The organism is Pseudomonas sp. NPDC089428 (assembly GCF_044749325.1).
Taxonomy (GTDB): domain Bacteria; phylum Pseudomonadota; class Gammaproteobacteria; order Pseudomonadales; family Pseudomonadaceae; genus Aquipseudomonas.
This window is the reverse complement of record NZ_JBIVHT010000020.1, coordinates 29,685-49,787: the sequence shown is the minus strand read 5'-3', so window position 1 is coordinate 49,787 and position 20,103 is coordinate 29,685. Positions and strand designations below refer to the sequence as shown.

General features: G+C 56.9%; 9 protein-coding genes. 3 read left to right on the top strand and 6 right to left on the bottom strand.

Annotated elements, in window-relative coordinates; all coding sequences use genetic code 11:
* Window positions 1-759 (top strand): molecular chaperone, encoded by a 759-nt coding sequence (locus ACIPZ5_RS24880; protein ID WP_400811209.1) that lies wholly within the window; start codon window positions 1-3, stop codon window positions 757-759.
* A gap of 13 nt (window positions 760-772) precedes the next feature.
* On the opposite strand, the gene ACIPZ5_RS24875 is transcribed toward ACIPZ5_RS24880, so the two are convergent.
* The 6 genes from ACIPZ5_RS24875 to ACIPZ5_RS24850 all read right to left on the bottom strand — a co-directional run bounded on the left by ACIPZ5_RS24875 (window position 773) and on the right by ACIPZ5_RS24850 (window position 14,312).
* Complete coding sequence (locus ACIPZ5_RS24875; protein ID WP_400811177.1) at window positions 773-2,230, bottom strand: hypothetical protein; 1,458 nt, start codon at window positions 2,228-2,230, stop codon at window positions 773-775.
* Between the two features lie 50 nt (window positions 2,231-2,280).
* Window positions 2,281-4,413, bottom strand: a complete 2,133-nt coding sequence (locus ACIPZ5_RS24870) for an autotransporter outer membrane beta-barrel domain-containing protein (RefSeq protein ID WP_400811175.1) — start codon at window positions 4,411-4,413, stop codon at window positions 2,281-2,283.
* 252 nt (window positions 4,414-4,665) lie between these two features.
* A complete protein-coding gene (locus ACIPZ5_RS24865; RefSeq protein ID WP_400811173.1) occupies window positions 4,666-6,684 on the bottom strand; it encodes a hypothetical protein in 2,019 nt (672 codons plus the stop codon).
* Window positions 6,685-6,891: 207 nt separating this feature from the next.
* On the bottom strand, window positions 6,892-9,888 hold the full coding sequence (locus tag ACIPZ5_RS24860) for a hypothetical protein (RefSeq protein WP_400811171.1): 2,997 nt from the start codon (window positions 9,886-9,888) through the stop codon (window positions 6,892-6,894).
* Between the two features lie 2 nt (window positions 9,889-9,890).
* Window positions 9,891-12,353, bottom strand: coding sequence for a hypothetical protein (locus ACIPZ5_RS24855; RefSeq protein WP_400811169.1), 2,463 nt, complete (start codon window positions 12,351-12,353; stop codon window positions 9,891-9,893).
* A gap of 84 nt (window positions 12,354-12,437) precedes the next feature.
* Window positions 12,438-14,312 (bottom strand): hypothetical protein, encoded by a 1,875-nt coding sequence (locus ACIPZ5_RS24850; RefSeq protein WP_400811167.1) that lies wholly within the window; start codon window positions 14,310-14,312, stop codon window positions 12,438-12,440.
* A 266-nt stretch (window positions 14,313-14,578) separates the two neighbouring features.
* Here ACIPZ5_RS24850 and ACIPZ5_RS24845 point away from each other — a divergent pair, with 266 nt between their 5' ends.
* Window positions 14,579-15,049 carry a hypothetical protein gene (locus ACIPZ5_RS24845; protein WP_400811165.1) on the top strand — a complete coding sequence of 157 codons (471 nt, stop codon included), beginning with the start codon at window positions 14,579-14,581 and terminating at the stop codon, window positions 15,047-15,049.
* Window positions 15,046-20,064, top strand: a complete 5,019-nt coding sequence (locus tag ACIPZ5_RS24840; protein WP_400811163.1) for an RHS repeat domain-containing protein — start codon at window positions 15,046-15,048, stop codon at window positions 20,062-20,064. Before ACIPZ5_RS24845 ends, ACIPZ5_RS24840 begins: the two co-directional genes overlap by 4 nt.
* Window positions 20,065-20,103: the final 39 nt, after the last annotated feature.

Genomic DNA, 20,103 nt, shown 5'->3' with positions numbered 1-20,103 from the left:
TTGTTTCCATGCCTTTGTCAGACCACCTTTATGCCTACTTCCCTATTGCGTCAGATTGTCCTTGCCACAGCCGTCACTAGCGCACTCATCTCCTCGGCCCAGGCGGCGCTCACCATCAGCGTCACCCGCATCGTGCAGGCAAGCGACAAGCAAAGCAGTTCGATCACCGTTGCCAACCCCAGCACCCAGGCGTTTGCAGTGCAAAGCTGGGTGGATACCGACGTGGACGACGGTACCATTGCTGTTCCATTGATAGCCGCACCCGCCTTGTTCCGACTGGACCCGGGCAAAGAACAGACCGTACAGATCAATCGCCTGCCCAATGACCTGCCAGATGACAGAGAGTCATTGTTCTTCTTCAATGTGCAGGAAATCCCCCAGGTGCAAGATGAACAGGCGAACACCCTGACCATTGCACTACGCACCCGGATAAAGCTGTTCTACCGCCCTGTGGGCCTGCAGGGTTCTGCGCAGGCCGGTTTGAACGCCCTGCAATGGTCGGTGCAACACAACGACGGCAAGGCACAGCTGGCCGTGCACAACCCCTCGCCCTACCACTACACCTTCAGGAACCTCCAGGTGGGCCAATCCACTGCGCGCAAAAGCATCCAGGCACAAGAGATGGTAGCCCCCAAAAGCACCCAAACCTACGACCTGCCAACCTCGGCTTTGGCCCCAGGCATGCAGGTATTCTTCACAACCATCAACGATTACGGCAGCACCACGAGAGAAGTGACGGCGCCGGTTTCCGGCCTGTGAAAGGTATTCCGGCTCAGGGTAACAAGCGCGGGCTCAACTTCGGGAACGGCACCGGAACGCCTTGCGCGGCAAACCTGACCTCGACGTGCAAGGTGAATGGTAAGTCGAGTTTCAGCGTCTCCAGGAAGGACCTGGGCAGGACGACGTCGTTACCTCTACCTATGCCTTCGGATAGATCAGCGGTCTTGACTACGTAGTCTTTGAGCACCTGGAATGGCTCTGCTTCGTTATCGTCAGCCAAGACCCCCGTCACCCATATGTCGACCAACTGACCTTCAAGCATCAACGACCAGGTATTCAACTTCACCGGAATACGGGCTGGCGCCTTGGAAAGTTCCAGGCCGGTACCGCTGACGCCTACCAACTCGACCCTGGGCAACCCTTTGCTTACTCGCCAAATGTACAGATTGACCGGTGGCGACGGGTAATCGAGACGCTTGTCGCCAGACGCCACAAACCTTACTTGAAGGCTGAGCGCCCCCTGAGCCAAGACGTTTTGCAGCGGAATCTCGAACTCACGCTCACGCCCCTGATAACCAGTCGTGGCTGAGTAGTAACCAGGATCGCCGGGTTTCCCCCACTCCACCCGCAGCCGCTCATCCGGGTAGACCACAGCCGAAGCCGGCACCCCGACCAACAGCGGGGGCTCCAGGTCATCGAGCGCAAGGCGCAAATCATCGTCTTTTCCCTCCGCCTGGGGAATGCTCGCTAGCGGAAAGGTTCGCGTAGCGGCCGAGACCCGCAACTTTAGAGGCTTGGAAAACGCACTGAGGTTGCCTGCCCTATCCTTGATCGCATAGTACAGGTAACGGTCCCCATCGCCGAACCGGACAATCATTTCAGCGTCGAAATCGATGTAGAACGGCCCGCCAGTGTCGTCAATGCCGAATTCACCGACATCGTTCTCTTCAAAAGGCTCGGTATCCCAGTAGTAGATGATCCTGTCACCGACGGCAGGCGTTGTGTAGCGGGCTACCTCGGTGCGCAAGCGCTGGCCGTGGTTTCTCAGGTAGCGCTCGGTGAGGCCGTCACGCTCGATCTCGTCCGGGTCTTCCAACACCGTCAGCATGCCCTGGTTCGCGCCCAATGCAGGCGGGGTCAGGTCAATCAACACGGTCAGCGTATCCGATGGGCTCATGTCACAAAAGGCGTTGGTCACCTCATAACGCAATTGATGGGGCCCAGCGACAAGTCGTTCTTTTGGAACGCTCAGTATGAGGTCCTCGGGCTGTACCGGGGCTTCCCACTTCTTGTCTTTCACAACCGGGAACTCATCCCAGAACAGCGTAAGCCATTCGGGCTCTCCAGGTCGCGGATCGGATATCGGCCACATGGGCACGATGACGCGCAGGGGCTGCTGCGTTGCGGTGACCGGCAGCAGGTTTTTCTCGCCGCCGTCGATATCTTCGAGCAGCACCGGGACATCTACAGGCTCCAGCAACGCCCCAGGCTCGCTTGGCAGGGTACTCATCGGCTTCACTCTCCCGAAGTGGAGGCCTCGACGGCCCCCACGGTTGGTGTTTACCAGCGGTAATGCACGCCCACGTTCACACCCCAGGGTTGGTCGACGTGCTCGCCAAGGCTGTGGTCGAGGTCGACGTGCATTTGCAGGCGCTCTGCAACCGTTACCGCCAGCCCCGCCCCCAGCTCCAGGCGCGACCCCGACAGGTCATTGGCGAAACGGTTCTGGTTGACCTTCACATCGTTGTTGTTGATGAACTCATGCGCGTAGGCCGCCCGCAGGTAGGGCTGAAGGACACGTCCCTGCTGCATTTCGAAGTTACGGCCAAACGTTGCCCCCGCCTTGCCCAGCAGCGAACGTACGGCATCACCCTCGGCCTGCAGGTCGTTATCCAGCTGATAGTTCTTGCCTTGGATGTAGGCGGTGGCCCACTGGGTGAATGGCTCGAAGAAATAGCCGTGCTCCCATTCGATATGCCGCCCGAATTCGGCCGACACGCCAACACCATGGTTGTTGTAATGCCCCTTGGTGCGTGTGCCGTCACTCAGCGCCACTTTCGAATCATTATCGAAGCGGTTGAATTTCAGCACGCCATCGAAGTAATAGCCGCTGCTACGGTCCAGCCAGCTGCTGTACAGCCCCAGGTAGTAGCTGTCGATCTCCCCACTGGTGCCACCGCTCAGGTCCAGGTCCGAGCGGCTATGGCCGGCTAGCACACCGAGCAGCCATTGCCCGTCCCCAATGGGCAGCGGTGCGTCGGCCCCCAGCGAGAAGCCCTGCTGGGTTTGCTTGTAGGCGACGCCCGAGCTGGCGGCCACGTCATACTTGTTGCCGTACGCACGCATCCAGCCACCGGCCTTGCCATCATCCAGGCGCAATTCCCCCATACGGCTGCGCAAGCTGGTCAGCTCGCCATACCAGACAGTGGGCGCGGTGTTGAACAAAGCCAGCACCGAACGGGTGCCTGGGCTGATGATCTTGCGCGAGCCATCCAGCCACCAATCGTTGCCCTGCTTGGTCAGCTCGTAGGAAAACGCCCCCAGATCCACCGGCCCGTTGATCAACGAAAACGAGGCGCCACCATCTGCCGTCTGCACCACTTTCAGCTTGCCTTCCTGCTGTGGCTCTTCCCCGCTGCTGCCAATCAACAAACCATGGTTGCCGCTGGATGTGCCCGTGATATCGAGAAAGTCGGTTTTCCCTTCGGCAAAGTCGGCATCCATGGCAAAATTGCCACTTCCCCGCAGGCTGCCGAGTGTCAGGCGCTGGTACTCGGTGGGTTTGCCGAACTGCACCGTGCCGCCATCGAGGGCCAAGTCACCCACGGCGGCGTCATCGACCATTGTCCAGCGCGACTGATTGCCAATGGTCAGCTTCCCGACATTTTCCAACTGCCCGGTGAGGGTGGCCTGCTTGTCGAGCGTGACGGTAGCGCTGGAGCCTTGTTCAGCCCGAACGTTGCCCTCGAGTTTGCTGTTCTCGACAACCAGTTCGGCATTCGACTGGTTACGCACTTCAAGCAGGCTGCCATTGCTACCGCTCAGTTGCGAGCCGTTGCTGACCGTGATCTTCGCGGTCGCCGCGCCCAGCCTGCCGCCGTCCACCACGATGGCGGCCCCATCCTGCCCGACGACCCGCGACCCGTCCAGGTCAATGCGAGCTCGCCCCGTGGTGCCGTCGGCACTGACCAGAATGCCTTCCTGGGCACCGATGACCTGGCTACCCTGCGCGTCGAGCCAGCTATTGAACATCCGCACGCCGGCACTGCCCGGGCCCATGCTCTGCACCCTGCTGCCAGCGAGGTGCAGCTCCGAAGTGCTGGCGACCTGCGCGCCCCTCAGCTTGCCAGTGACGGTGCTGTCGCTCAGCCAGGCCGCCGAACCGCCAGCACTGCTGCGCGCCACTGTCAGGCCGGTACTCTCGCTGGCGATGGTGCTGCCATTGATCCGGGCTAGCGAGCCCCCCTCCATCAACACACCATCGTCCGCTGCAACGATCGAACTGCCGTTGAACTCCAGTTCACTTCCCTCACGCAAGAAAATGTGCTGGGTAGATGCGCCATTACCGGTCAGCTTCGCCCCACCCAACACCTGATAACCGACCAGGGGACTGGAAGCTTCAATGACCGTGTCACGCTCGATGATCTGCTGGGCTGCCAGTATATTGGCACCGTACAAACCAAGGGGCAGCACTGTTACGCAACAGGCCACGCTTCGGTAAAACCTCTGCACACTAAACGTGCTCTTCATATCAAAGCTCTCATGCGGCTCAAGTTCAGGCACAACCTTGGCGAACACAGGGAACCCCCCAGGCAAGTACCAACCTCAGCCAAGCTACAGGGAAGAAAAACACCGATGCATAGGAAAAGTCCTACAAATACCAGAGAAAAGACTGATATCGCGCAAAGCGCTTCGTGCACAATGCGCGAGCCACCCAGTAACGGATCAGCGACTGATATCGCAAACCCCCGATGATGGAATGAAAGCAAGCAGGACCTTGGTCACTCCTGAAGGGATCTCTTCATCCGTTAGAATCGTATATTCGAAATTCGCTCTCGACTTTGTGTATTCCGGATCGTCTGATCCTTCGTAAGTGGGAAGCACGTTTGTATCGTAAGGAATACGGTAGGTGAAACCAGTTACAGGATGATCCTCATCGATATCAACCTCTTCTTCAATCGTCACTTTTTCAATGATCACCTCAGGTTCAGCAGGATTTTTACCGCGATAGACCCACCAATGAACTCTTATTTTGGTGAACTTACCGTACTTCAGGTATTCGCTGAGATCCGGAATCAGCACTTCGACCGCAGCCCCATCAGGGTGATCTTTCGTTGCCTGAATACTGACACAGGTGACCGCGTCTTTGACTAGATGATCAAATGTTGCATCTGGCGCTTTAATGACAATCGCGTCGACCTTGACCTCGGTAACAACAGACCGCACGGGGTTAGGCACACCAGATCGCCAGACCTCATAATACACAGGAACAGCGGGGTGATTGCCCACCTTGAGAATAGTACCCCAAGGCACATTATCCACTTTAATTAAGTCACCGGCGTTATCTGTATCTTTTACCGTATAGGTGACGGCCGCTTCTCCACCCCAGTAAAAATAAAGTGTGTCATCTGTTTCGGCAAAATCGAAAAGCTCAAATTCCAGCGCGGCATCCAGCTCAGTATCCCTGTCATCCAGTTCATCACGCAGGCCACTCCCCTGACCGGTAACAACTGGCTTTGTCGCATCTGGATGAATAGGCAGCGGCCACTCCGGATCCGGGGCTCCCGGATACAGGGTTTCGAAATTGACAACGATATCGGTATCGGCACCACCCATCGGGTGGGTCCCCCGCCGCACTGTATAACTGACCTTGGTATCCACCTCGCCTGGGCCCGAGCCGTACCCGTTCAACAAGGCATCTTTGGGCACCTTGATCCGAATGTACTCGCCTGGCGCAGAGCCAACCATTTCACCTGACAGTTCCGTCCCCTGCCATTCGACTACAACGAGATCGGTGCTTTTCAAAGCGACATCCGCCTTGACCCAGACTTCAATACCTTCATCGGCGTCAAGCTGGTCGATCAGGTAACCGTCTTCTGCCGTGGCAAGCGGTACAATGGGATCTTCAAAAACCGTGGGCAGCGTGCCAAGTGCCACTGCCACGCTCTGGTAGATGGAAGGGAGACTGACGTTGCCAGCCCGGTCAACCAGAACATATGCAATGAACACACCACCGTCGCCGACCGCTCGAACAACACGCTCATCGATCTCTACGGACTGCCCTTTGCCGGTTGTTACAACATTCGTAACGGGCGGGTCAAAATCCTCGAACTTATCGGGAATACGGTTCATCCAGTACACATAAGCGGTATCCCCTTCCTCCCAATCTTTATGCTCAGGCAACTGAAGGATCACTTTGCCACCGGCAGCCTCCAAGGACGCATCAGTCACCGCCGGAACAGGGGCGAATGGAGTGGGTGCCAGATGCTTGTAAGGCGGTTCCGTATCGAAAATCAAGACCAGCGAATCCGAGGTCGAAATATCGTCATAGTCGTTCATGATCCACGTTCTGAAATAATGAGTGCCCTGCAAGCGCATCTGATCCTTGCTTTTATCCAGCTTTATAGGATAAGGATCAGCGACAGGGTTACTCAAGAAATCTTTCGTTTCCTCATAAAGCGTCGTCCAGCGTTGCTCATCGCGCGAATGTTCGATACGCAGCGTGTCCTTTTCGGAAAATAACCACTTGGGCACGCTCAAGATAAAATCGTGCGCGTCGTCCTTCAAGTATTCACTGCGTACCAGACCACTGTCTTTATCGGCCAGCAGGGCATCATCAATAATCAGGTCACCCAGATCGCTTTGCAGCCCTGGAAGACGAGCACGTTGCCATGCCGCAATTGCACGCCGGAATTGGATACGAAGCCATTCGGATGGCGAATATTTCTTTGTGGAGCTGCTCATGATTTTCTCTCTTCGTTGGAAAGCTGAAACCGAACCTGCCCGACGAGAAAGTTAAGTGCTTGCCCTGCCTGTGACAACTAGCATTTTTACCAGGTACCGAAGCAGGCATGCCCCTGCCTAGGCAATAAAAAAGGGGCTGCCATGCAGCCCCTCTGCCCGCGCCCGCTAAACAAGCAAGCCAACACGCCTGCTTGCGCCAACGGGTAACTATTGCTTTTTCAGCTCAAGGTAATTTCGCGGGTCTATAGTACCTGTAAACAGAAGCCTGAGATCGTGTTGATTACCGTAATTGTCCGTTACGGTAAACAACACGGAGTCCTGCAACACCTTGCGGTATTCAGTACCCCCGTAGTCGTCCCAATAGATCAGGTTCGAAGTTCGCTCCAAGCTAAACAGCACCGCACCGGATGTCACATCCTCCTGGCCTTTGAAGTCATAATCAAGCCCCTTGAAGTTGACAGTTGGCTCCGCAGCCAGCAGTTGCAGTTCAGCCTGGTAATTAATGCCTGGCGGTATCTCCACTGTGTCATCAGGCAGCCGTGGTTTGAACGCGCTGCCAGTAAAGGTGGCAAAGGTCTCGTCGAGTTGCTCCGACTCCCACTTGACCATCGAATAGGTTTCAAATTTGGCATCGACGAAGTAAAACCCCTTACCGCTCAGCTCCCAGTAATCGGTGGTCGAGTGGTAATAATTGAAGGGATCTTCCTTGACGATCTCACCGGGCCCACTCGCCACGCGCTTGCCCATTTGTTTTGGAAATTCGAAAAGTTCCAGGTTTGTTACGGGTGGCTTGACGCCCTCCAACTGAATTTCACCGAGACCTACCGTAGTATCGATCGAGTAATGCGTTTTCTTGGTATGCGCCTGGAATCTCGCCCTGAAATTCGCCGTTTCCGCGAGGTGTGAGTGCACAAAGAATGTGACGACACGTCTACCTTCATCTTCCCCCGGAATGCGCTCCACGCCTTCGTCCTTGGGCTCCACCTCATGTCCAGGGTTGACTGGAATATAGTCATACTTGTACTGGCTGTCTTTCGGAATACCTATTTGATCTCCCGTCAAGCAAGACACCGGGTTGTTAGCCTCATCCAGGAGTTCCGGTGAATTGAGCTCCGTTTCATCCACCGGGTCCAACACCTCATGTCCTTGGTTGACTGGGAAATAATGATACTTGTTCTGGCGCCGACGAGTGAACATCCACTTGTTCGGGCTGCCTTCCGGAATACCTATTTGATCTCCCGTCAAGCAAGGCACCGGGTTGTTAGCCTCATCCAGCAGTACCAGTGTATTGAGCTCCGTATCATCCACCGGGTCCCACACCTCGTTGCCATGCTCGTCTTTGAACGAATGGGTTTGCAGAATAACATCTATGCCAACCTGTCCAAGCCTATTGGCGTACACCTGGTTTCTATTGTTATTGTTGAGCCGCAGGCTGAACTCTTTGAGGGTTTTCCACCGTTCGCTCAGCGACAACGCTTGTGCCGGAGCAGGGGTTTGGTGCTCGATGATGACCGCGCCGGCGAAAGGCCCGTCAAATGCCACGACGACACTTGCTTCCTCGTCGGTTGTAGCCGGTGCTGTGTATTCCCCTTTGGCACTGATTTCTCCGGGGCCAAACAAGCGCCAATCAGCTGGTGCATCCTCCGGCAGGCTGAAACTCTGGGTAGCGCCCGGCACTATGCGCGGGACAGGGTTCGGCTTGACATTGAGCACGTGGCCAACCCCAAACAGTACGATCGTGGCATGGCCCGTTTTGTCGCCTTCGCTGACTTCAATACGCTGCACACGGACGAAGGGTGGATTATCCAACCTTGTTGGCTTGAAGGTTGCCTCGCGAGGGTCATTGGGGTCATACACGATGGTACCGAACTCAGTCTCCAGCAATTTCCACTTGAGGCCGCTGCCGCCACTTGCACGCAGGACAATCTCGTCCGGATAGTTGGGATACCAGCTGGCCACGCGCGGTGAAATCGTCAGCGGTTCCACAGACTCGATCACCAATGCTGACCGCGCTGCAGCATCAGCTTCCTCCGACACCTTGGCCGTCACTACAGTTACACGCTGAGCGCTGCCACTCTCCTCGACGGGCCTGGCTTGGTAGGCCTTGTCGGTAGCTGACCCTGCAGCCCGGGGGAAAGAGATGTCCCGCGCCTGCCAGTCATACATCTGGGCGCCGTTGGTCGTGAAGGTGACACGCTCGCCCGCTGCGATGCTGCTCAGGCCCGGTGAAAGCCAAGCCATCCTGGCACTTGCCTTCAGACCACCAAAACCGATCAGGTCGTGAGGGTGGTGCACATCGGAGACATCCAGGGTCTGCCCGCCAGGCAGAACAAGTTGCGAGCAGATCCGGCGGGTTTGCTCCGTTGCAATCTGGCCCCTGAGCTTGCTGACCAGCAAAGCAGCGCCCATGTTTTCAGCCACGCTGTCGACCTTGCGCGGCAACAGGTACGGCATCGCACCAGGAGTCGAGCCTCTTTTGGTTGTACCCGACATGTGCAGCAGGAACAGGGCGGCCCCATCACTCTCAGGTGAACTTCCGGTGCCAGCGCCCTCGGGAGCCCTTTGGGTAATAGGGGAAACATCAACAATAGTGAAGGCATCCTTGCAGTGCGGTACTGCGGTCATGAACACAAACGGCTGTTTGAACGCTGATTGAGCCATCAGCTGCTTCAGCATGAACTTCCCCATCGGCTCTGCCGCTTCCGAAGAAAGCTTACAGCGCGGATCCGTTGCACTGCTTAAATCGAGTGCGAACTGGAGTTGTTTCTCGCCCGGCGCCTCCAGCGGCAATATCACCAGATTGGCCGTGAACTCCAGCCGCTGGCCGAGGCCTGGTACCAGCCGATGGATCCTACGCAGGTGTTTCACCGTACCCGGAGCCACCGACCAGTTCTCGCATCGCCCTGCAATCAGTTCCATCTGCACAACGACCTTGTTGGACTGGCCTGAGGCTTGTTCAAAGGACAAGGACGGCGGGCCGAACATAAGGCCCTCGAAAATCACCTGGTCGTTTTGACGCTCATCAAGATAATAAGACCCAGCAATGGGAGGGATGAAATCGTTTCGGCTCAAGCGGTCAGAAAACGTGTTCTGCAGCAATGCCGTGAGCGTATCCCGCCCAAGCGCAAGGATCGCTCCCCAACCGTAATCCCTCGGCCCCTTGGCAAGTTCAGTGAGTAAGGCTGATTTAGTATTAACGGCCATGATCAGATCTCTCCCTCATCAGATACAACGGCGATGGCGCGTTTGACGGTGTTGCTCAACACTATGACCGAGTACGACCAGACAGGGTTACGTTCGACATCCGTTTCTCGGGACGCAACAATAATATAAGGGCCCTCGGAGTCTTGTATTTCATAATAACCCGTACTGGAATCGATAGTGCCTTCTCCCCTCAGCACCGCCCATGTTAATTCCTCAGGCTCAATTAAAAGTTCCTTACCCTGCCCCGCATCGTAGTACCAGAGTTCCAGCTTAACGACCCTTTTGCCTCCGTGTTCAGTCTGTACGGCCTTGATATGACCAAACGCTTCACGCCAAGGTATGACGATATCGATGCTCTGTTTCAGCCCACCGGCCGAAACCTCCACCCGGTCTAGATGAACAAGCGCCTCTATTGCGCCAGCATCCGGCACCCTTTTGGGGGACAGATAAATGCGTACATCCTTGTCCTCGGGAATTTCCAGATCGTCGTCATCCATAGGCTTTCGTATGGTACCCTTGCTGCCGGCGGCCATGGACCAGGTCAGGTCGTGCTTGATTTCACCCCCCCTCAGAACAGAGCGTGGGGTCGGCTCGCCTTCTTCATCAGGGTCAAAGTGCGCAATCAGGAAATATGGATATACGGAAATGCTGGCCGGCACGACGGTCACCAATGCGCTGCTCTTTTTATCTCCAGCAGTAGCTGTAACAATCACTCGTTTGTAGCCCCCCTCGATCTCACTCGCCGATGGCGGGGTGTAAAGCCCATTTACAATTGTGCCAAGGTTCTTGGGCGACTCATTCGGTAATGCCCTGAGCGTCCAAACCACTTCGCCGACGTCTTCTGGCAAGTCGTCATACTTGAAGGTATCACTTGCTGCAATCGTGTTTTCAAATGGAGTCAAGGCCAAAGAGTATTTCGGGGTCAGGTCGCCCATCAGCGCGAAATCATCGGCGAACTCGCCATCGCGAGGCGTGGCAACATCCTCGCTTCTGAAAACCAGACCATTCAGGCGGAATAGGTCCACCTCTATACCTGCATTATCCAGAGCATTGGTAATACTTCTGAACGCAGCACGGATAGGATCAATGAATCTGTTCTTACATTTTGTAAGCACATAGTATTTGGATGCATAATTGAAGCCAACCGAAACATCCGTTGTAATTTCTGCCTCTTCTACAGCTGCCCCAGCTTCGACCTTCAACGAACCGTTATCCAAAAGCCTAATAGGGTAATCTTTTTTAAAGTTTAATTTTACTCTACCTGGACGGTCAGCGGTAAACCATCCTCCCCCTCCCACCCCCCCAGACCCGCCTAGCCAGAAGGTGCATGAAAAGTCCACAGGGGCGTCAATATTCACCCCAACTGAAATCTTACCTCCACTAAAATTTACATATAGTTTTACAGCATCAAAATTGAGTCCAGAATGATACTGACGCTGATATTTCCACCCCCCTTCCTCAAAGCCCGGATCTGGATAATTTTTGTCCTCGGTGGGCACATTGAAAATCGAGGCCTTAAACGTCATCTCCCGATAAAAACCTGACTCTTTCTCCAGCGTGTACTCAAGCCCCGAAAGCTCCGGTATCGCCAAGATGTGCTTGAGCAAGACCTGCCGCACCCAGGCCTCATTGGACAATATAATACCCATCGAGTAGGGGGCATCACTAGAATTTCTAGGCTCGAACAGATAGTAAGGAATATCACTATTTTTGTCCGGAAAGTTCCCAACCACATCGCGCAAAAAAGAAATACCCACGTAAAGTACCCCTTCAGGGATTTCTTCCGCACTGACCTGACTGAGTTCCATAGCCCCCACCAACGGATGCGTGCGCACCCTGAATCTGACAGGATTGAGTTGACCCTCAACAGGCTTGAGAACATTAAGCTCCCACACCTGCTTGTCTTTCGGCCATATTTCTTTGAAATATTTCTGAAGCGCCGCCCCCAGCTTCTGGTTCATCTCTTCCCAGCCGGTGGCCTCGAATGTGTATCCCGTACCATTCGAAAGATCGAATACTACAGCCCCCTCTTCACTGACGAAGCCGTCACCGGTTTCCTTGAGCAATATGTCCATGCGGAGCTTGGGTGCGCTCAAGGGGTCCATAAAGGAGTATTCGACCAACTCCGGCTGAGAACTGCCGGGAACTTGCCGATACTCTCTGAGAATACCACCCAGCACATTCATGCTCAAACGGGCCTTTGACATTCCAAGGTCAGCGTTTGCAAAGGAAAGAACAGGCCGATCCAACTGCATGTTCTCGATTTCACGCCAAGTACCATTATCCCTGTCGGTCTTCAGAGTGATCAAAGGTAGCCATTCTCCGCCGATGAGAAATTCCAGATGCTCCTGCGCAAGTATCGCGTTGGTTCTCCAGCGGTCCAAAACCAACACTGCATGCCATCCAAACGTGCATGGCCCCTGATCCATATACTTACGAAACTGTGCTCTCGTTGGTCGTGCCATTACTATATCCTCCGATAACGAACACCCAGTGCAGGCCTTCGGCCTCAAGCTGACCCTGGCCCCGACTGGGCATAAAAAATCAACTCAAGGTTTCAATGTAGGCGACAAACTCTTCAGATTGATGTAGTGGGCCCCACCGTCAAAGCTCAACCGTACATGCAACGTAAAGGGCGTGTCGAACTTCAGCCTTTTCAATATTTTTTGCTTGTCCAATTTTGCCTTGATACCATTTTCTGCCTCCTCCGCGGTAACAGGCTCAGACGCGTCACGGATAATCTCTTTCAGCTTGCCATCCTCTTCGCCCGGTTTATCAGGCGGTGTCACGCCAGTTATTGACAACTCGATCAAATCGCCTTCGCGAGCAAATACCCAGTTATCCAATTCAAGATCGGCCCCCTCTTCGGGCACTGCGGACAAGTACAAGTTACGGTCAGTCACCGGCGGACATACAATTGCAATTTGCGGATATTCACCTATCTGCACGGGCTTGATACGCAGGTGATAGGGATCAGACTCGCTCGGGGCACCACCGCCGTATACCTGGTACACCACTTCGAAACGCCGGCCCTCATCGGTCGGGCCCCGGCCCATGTTCGCTGGCACGTATTCGGCCGGGATGTGGAAGCGAAGCGGATTGTCGAAATCAGGCGTTTTGGCGGTGTACTCGCCATACCCAGGCCAGCCGCGCCATTCAACTTGCGCCCGTTCGCCCGGCAACAGCACGTCCGGGAGTTCCACCCAAACCCCGCTGAGCCCATCGTTGGCATCCAGAGTGCCGCGGTCCTTTGCGTCCGGGCTTGCATCGATGACATTCGGTGCAGACAGTACGCGCATGATGCCTACCTTGACCGACAGCTCGAGTGAACGCTGCCCGGCGCCTTCACGGCCATAAAGGTAGGAAAGCCTGACGGTCGCTCCCTGGTTCTCGGCCAGGTAATCGAACGGGATATGAAAAGAGACATCACCTACGACTTCAGTACTGGCATCCACGCGAATGGTCTGCAGGAAATCGCGCACAGGGCTACGCCAGCTCAACGTGACCCGATCCGCGATCGCCATATCGGGGTAACCCTTTACGACGATCGTCAAACCATTCCTGAAGTTTTCAGGGGGCAGTTCGTTACCCGGACTATGGCCGTCGATAATCGGTTCAGGCAAGTAACCAGGCAAGGTTGCTTCAGAGTCGACTACGAATATCTGCTTGGGTGACTGGACTGTTTTTTCATCAACGGAATCAACTTTATAATCGACCTGCTTGCGTGACTTGGCATTTTTTTCACCACCGAAAACAATTTCATAAAAGACTTCAGCACGACCTGGGTCGATAAACCGAAATTCATTCTTGCCGACGGTGAAGGTCAGGGCCTTGTTATCCAGATGCTCTTTAGTCACTTCCAACTGACCGGTAATAGGTTTTTGCTCCTCACCCTCTTCATCGAACCCTATCAAGGTGAACTTGATGATGTCACCTATTGTCAGCGTTTGATAAGAAGGCACGACAAATGTCACCCCTGCCGTATCCAGATCTTGTGGTTGTATGAACAGTTCGTGCGATTCAAGGGCGAGAGCGACAGGCAAACCCTCGGGACTTGCCGCTGCCCTTACCCCAATGAAAGAGAAAACCCGACGTGACTGCAGGATCTCGGTCCCGGTGTTCACGGTATAGGAATAAAATGCCTCGCCGTCTTTGGCCTTGGTAACAATATCATTCCTGATTCGCACCTTAAGCCCATTCTTTACGTCATCGTCCGAAGGAAAAAACGTACCCTTGGCATCAAAAGACTCGCCAAAATCGTTCACGCCCCACCAATCGATTGAAACTACATCTTCCTCGGCCATGCCGGTGTACTGGATGATAGTTTCCAGATCGTCCGTACCCACCCGCTCAAGATCGATCTCTTTCCTGTCATTTCGCAACGGGATAACAGGCTCTTCCAGCCCCTCAAGCTTTTGATTCATAACTGCTTCCTCGCTTTCGCACCGGGCTGACCAACTGCCTGCAGCAGCGGTCAATTCAATCGAATGCGAGAAAGTTATAAAGGCTCTGTTCCAGCCTCACAACTAGCAGAAATAACAGGTTCTCGCGCCGCGGACAGCACCCGCAGGCATAGGCCTCGTGCAAGTACCTATCAGTTTTGCCAGGTGTCGGCGCACGCCAGATTTTCTACTCTGCACCTGCAACAGGCGCGCGCCTATCAACTTCAAAGCCCTGAAAGGACTGCCCCATGAATCCGAAACAGCCCGACACAGCCAAAACCGCTGGAACCATTACGGTTTACACCACGAATGATGACCACCGCGCATACGAAGTTCCTGCCGAAGGCAGTGACTGGTCTAAGACATTTTCGCTATCCGGTTTTAAAGCACGGCAGATTCATATGATCGGCATTCCCTCGGCCGCCACCATTACCTTGGAGTCGAGAGATCGGGTGGACGGTAAACCGAAATGGTGGGTGACATTCAAAACCACCCATTCGCCCTCAGTGCTGGATAAGAACGACATTGATCAGTATGTCAATCGCAACGCAAAGAACAGCTTCATACGCACCGCGCTCGGCTTTCTGGTCGTTGACAAGTCTGAACAACCTGCAGACAGAGACACACTCGGCGAAATAATCGTCAAGGTTTCAGCCCCACGTCGAGAGCCCAATGCCACCGCGCCTGTCGCTGCTGCCGACCATGGAGAACAACCATGACCCTGCAAAGCAACGCAACCAACTTCGCCAGCTACACCCGTGGCAGCGTCGACGTGCGTACCGGGCTGTACGGTTTCACCCTGGAAGTGCCACCGCTCAATGCCAACTTCCTGCAAGGCCCCAAACTGCCCGTGGACCTGACCTTCAACCCGCTGAACATCTTCAACGCCGGCTACGGCATCGGCTGGGACTTCAAGTTCAGCCGCTACGACCTGCGCACCCATATGCTCAGCCTGTACACCGGCGAAAGCTTTGCCGTGTCCGACCAGGGCCCGGGCCAACCAGCCGTGATCCACGAGCAGAAGTTCAAGGCCTTCACCTTCGAGCACATCGGCAGCCACGATGCCCCGCGCTTCCTCGTCACACACACCCACCACCTGCGCGAAATCCTCGAGCCCCTCCGCGCCGATTACTCGATATTCCTGCCGACACGGGTCGAGACCCTCGCCGGCCTCGGCATCAACTTGTGCTACGACGACCGCGGCCGGCTGGTATCCATCACGGACGATTTCAATCAATCGCTGCTCACCCTCCAGTTCGAGGGCAACAGCCAGGTGCAATTGCACGTGCACCCCGACACTGAAGCCCACCAGCAGTTCACCCTGAAGTTCGAGGGTGAAGAGTTGCGCTCCCTGATTACGCCCGCCAGCGACCAACGCGAATGGACTTTCCAATACGACCGCATGGCCGGCATGCCTGTCCTGCTGCGGGTCTCCCGGCCCTTCGGCGGCGAAGAGCGCATCGACTACAAGGAGCGCGGCCACCAGTACCCCGGCATCGACGAGTACCTGCCCCATGTGATCGAGCACCTGGAAATCCCCGACCCGCGGAACGAAAAGGACGCGATCAAGACCACCTACCAGTACAGCGGCGAAAACTTCCTGGGGAACGGCGCATCCGGCCTGGTCTGGGACAAGCAATCCAACCGCGACCAGCTCTACCGCTTCGCCGGCAGCAGCTACAACTACCACACCACGGTCAGCCACTACCTGAATGGCAAGGTGTCGAAAACCGTCAGGCATGCCTTCAACCGCTTCCACCTGTTGACCGAGCAGGTCACCGACGAAGCCGGCTGCATCCTCACCGTCAGCACCGAGTACCACGACAAGGCGGGCAACTTCGACTCCCAGGACGTGCGGGTGCAGTTGCCGAAAAAGGTGACCAAGACCTGGACCGTGCGTGACACCAAGCTGCATCGCCAGGAATCGATCGAAACCGATTACGACACCGACGGCAACCTTGTGCGGGAACGGCTCGCCAACGGCATGATCATGCTGCGCGAGTTCTACCCCGCCAGTGGTGCCAAGGGGTGCCCGCCCGACCCCGATGGCTTCAAGCGCAACCTCAAGAGCCTCACCGTCTACCCGGCCGAGGGTGAACCGGCCAAGGTCCTGCGCACACGCTACACCTACCGCTCGTTGCCCAGGCTGGCCACCGCCCAGGCACCCCGGCAGGCCGACAGCTGGCTGGCCACCGACGGCTGGCTGGTGGCCGACAGCGTGCAGGAGCTGGAAGTCGTCGACGGCGGCGAAAAACTGCTGCGCCGCGAGGACATCACCCACCTGAACATGGCCGCCAATGCGTTCCTGCATGGGCGCATCGGCTGCAAGACCACCACGCTGGGCAAGGCCGTGTCGCGCACCGGATGGCACTATCAGCAGAGCAACGATGACAACGGCAAGCCGACCCAGGTGCGCACCACCACCACCTTCAAGCCCCATGGCGGCACGCTGGAAAGAACCATCAGCAACCTGCACAGTGCCTTGCGCGACCAACCCATCGAAACGCAAGACAGCAACGGCGTGAAAACCCGCTACGACTACGACGTCGTCAACCGGCCGAGCATCGAGACCGTGGCGCCCGGCGACGCCGACACCGCCAGCCGCACCTATCGCTATGGCCGGGACACGGAAAACCAGCCCACCCTGTGGTACGCCGAGACCACCGACGTCAACAAGGTGGTCATCCGCACCTACCATGACGGGCTCAACCGCCCGGTCCGCGAAGAGCGCACCTTGGTCGCGCTGGACGACCCGCAGTCCAGTACCCGGATCACCCGCAAGGTCTGGGAAAAAACCTACGACACCCTCGGCCGTGTCGACAGCGAGACCCAGTTCGACTACCTGCCCACCGCGCCCGGCAGCGACAACGCCAAGGAGCAGGTCATCGCGCTGACCTCGCACTACCGCTACGACGCCTGGGGGCACCGATGCGAGGAGCTGAAACCGGATGGGGTCAAGCTCGTCACCCTGTTCTCGCCTTTCGGCGCCGACGGCAACCACATCGAGCAGTGGCAGGAAAGCCCCGACCAGCCGGGCATCAGGCAGAAACACCGCGTGGTGGAGTACAACCGCTTCGACAAACCGGTCTACGAATACAGCCTGCACCTGCCCGCCGACGCCGAAGCAGGCGCCAAGCCGGTGGAAGTCGACCGCATCGACTACCTCTACGATGGCCTGGGCCAGGCCGTGAAGGAAACCCTGAGCTTCGCGCCCGAGCACAACATCAAGCCGCGCGTCACCGAATACCGGTATGACGCCTGGACACGCCACTTCGAAACCGTGCGCCCCGATGGCAGCGTGCTGACGCGCACCTTTGACGAACGCAGTACCGCAGAACTCACCACCCTGCTGGAAATCCGCGCGCAAAGCGGCGCAGCGCCGCAGCCGGTGTGCAAACGCAGCTTCGACGGGCTCGAACGCCTGACCAGCGTAACGGTTGGCCCGCGTGTGGAAACCTACCAGTACCGCGACCAGACCGACCTGGTGAGCACCCGCACCTTCAGCAACACCGACCCGGCCCACAAAGACAAGCCCAAACAGGTCGAGCGCTACGAATACAAGCCGGCACTGACCGCCGAGCCCACCCTGATCAGCACCACCCTGGAAGACGCGCAAGGGCCACAGGCCGCCAACGAAGCCACGTTCGCGTACCGCCCCAGCAGTGCCGAAGTGGTCAGCGCCGGCAACGAGCAGGGTGACCGCGTCTACGCCTACACCGACCAGGGGTACCTGGCCCGGGAAGAATGGAACGGCAGCGATGCGCAGCAGTACACCATCGACAACCGTCACTCCCTGCAAGGCCGCCTGCGCTATCGCAAGCACAGCGACGGCGACGCCTGCCTGTACGAGCATGACCCACTGGCGCGGCTGACCAGCGTCACCCAGGGCCACCTGCAGGCCGTGCTCGCCTACGACAGCATGGGCCGGCTGCACACCCTCACCACCCGTGACACCCGCGACCCGGAAAACCGTTATGTGCGCACCACCCAGACCTACGACGACCTGGGCCGTGAGCACCGGCGCACGCTGCAAACCCCCGACCAGACGCAAATGCTGGAGCTGCAATGGCTGGACGGCACCACATTGAAGTCACGCACCCTCTACAACCTCACCGATGCGGACGAACACGAGTGCCTGCGCCAGGAAGTGTTCGAGTATGACCCACTCAACCGCCTGGTGATCCAGGACTACCTGGGCGACTGGGACAAAGAGGACGAGACGAGCGAACGCTGGCAGGCCTTGCCGCGCAATGCCAAGGGCCGCGCCATCTGCGCCAAGACCTACGACTTCGATGCCATGGACAACCTCGAGCGCTGCCTGACGCGGTTTGCCGATGGCAGCAAGGACACCGCGAAATTCAGCTATGCAAACGACGACAGCTTCCAGTTGACCAAGGTGACCCACACCCTCGGAGACTACCCGCCAACACAGGCCTTCACCTACGACGCGCGCGGCAACAGGCTCAACGACGAGCAAGGGCGCCCGATGGAGTACGACCTGCGAGGCCGCCTGGAGCGTGTACGTGAGAAAGACGGCAGTGAACGGGTGAGTTACCTGTACGACGGCCATGACCAGTTGCTGGCCAGCGTGCACGGTGGCGGGGCCCGCAAGGTACAGCGGCGCTACCAGGACCATCGGCTGGAGGCCACCCTGGAAGGCAGCCTGCTGACCCAGTACCTGCTGGGTGACACCCATGCCCTGGCCGTGCAGCGCTCGGACGCCCCCAGCGACCCGCTGCTGCTGCTGACCGACAATGCCGGCAGCATCGTCACCGAGGTGGACGCCAAAGGTACCCGCCCCGCCAGCTACACCGCCCATGGCGAACGCCAGGACGACAACGGCATGCACTGCCTGCTGGCGTTCAACGGCGAGCTGCGTGAGGAGGCCACGGGCTGCTACCTGCTGGGCAGCGGTTACCGCGCCTACACCCCGGAACTGGGCTTCAACAGCCCCGACTCAATGCCACCGGAAGAGGTCGGGCCCAACCCTTACCTGTATGCCCTGGGCAACCCAGTCAGGTGGGGGGACCCTACCGGGCATAAGGTGCAGCCGCTCGCTGACAGTGGCGTGGCTGAGTACGAAGATGACGTGGACAGAGCGGTAAAGGGCGCGAAATGGGGCATGGTGGGTGTATTTGGCGTCATACTCCTTGGATCAGTCTTCCTCTCACTATCTGGTGTCCCTTTGGCAGCCGTATCTCCCATAGCCTGGGCCGGTATGGCTACGCAAGCTATCGGCTTAGGCATACAGCTCGCGGGAGCAATACTTGAAAAGAACAACTCTAAAGTTTCAAATACACTCACTAGTGTAGGTGCGGTAATCAGCGCCATTGGCGTAGCTTTTACTTTAGTGGGCATAGCCAGAAAAAAAACTCAACTATATGGTTCTAGATCCTCAAGTGTCCCAAGGGGAGTATCCAACCCTCCAGCGAACCGCAATCCTATGACAACCCCCCCGGATCTTTTAGAAGCGTACCGACGTGTACAGGCAACTCGTTTGAATGCATTAATTCCACCTCCATCTTACGACAGGGCAACGCTGCCAACTTACGCTGAAGCCATACAGATGACTCCCCTCTCGCCCGGAAACACCCCGGCGCTGCAAACACCACCTTCATCTGCACCGGTGCCCGCTTCATCTTTGTCAACGTCTGATTCTGGTAGTCAAGGAGACTATCGATACGTAAGGACGCCCGTTCACGTAAACAAACCGACGGTCCGACCATGGTCTTGATCCTCAAACCCGACCCGACACGCTCCACCGCTCTCACAT

Bases quoted from the DNA above. Each gene is read 5' to 3' on its own strand.
- ACIPZ5_RS24845 (WP_400811165.1), top strand. From the start codon at position 14,579: ATGAATCCGAAACAGCCCGACACAGCCAAAACCGCTGGAACCATTACG.
- ACIPZ5_RS24855 (WP_400811169.1), bottom strand. From the start codon at position 12,353: ATGGCACGACCAACGAGAGCACAGTTTCGTAAGTATATGGATCAGGGG.
- ACIPZ5_RS24840 (WP_400811163.1), top strand. From the start codon at position 15,046: ATGACCCTGCAAAGCAACGCAACCAACTTCGCCAGCTACACCCGTGGC.
- ACIPZ5_RS24865 (WP_400811173.1), bottom strand. From the start codon at position 6,684: ATGAGCAGCTCCACAAAGAAATATTCGCCATCCGAATGGCTTCGTATC.
- ACIPZ5_RS24860 (WP_400811171.1), bottom strand. From the start codon at position 9,888: ATGGCCGTTAATACTAAATCAGCCTTACTCACTGAACTTGCCAAGGGG.
- ACIPZ5_RS24875 (WP_400811177.1), bottom strand. From the start codon at position 2,230: ATGAGTACCCTGCCAAGCGAGCCTGGGGCGTTGCTGGAGCCTGTAGAT.
- ACIPZ5_RS24850 (WP_400811167.1), bottom strand. From the start codon at position 14,312: ATGAATCAAAAGCTTGAGGGGCTGGAAGAGCCTGTTATCCCGTTGCGA.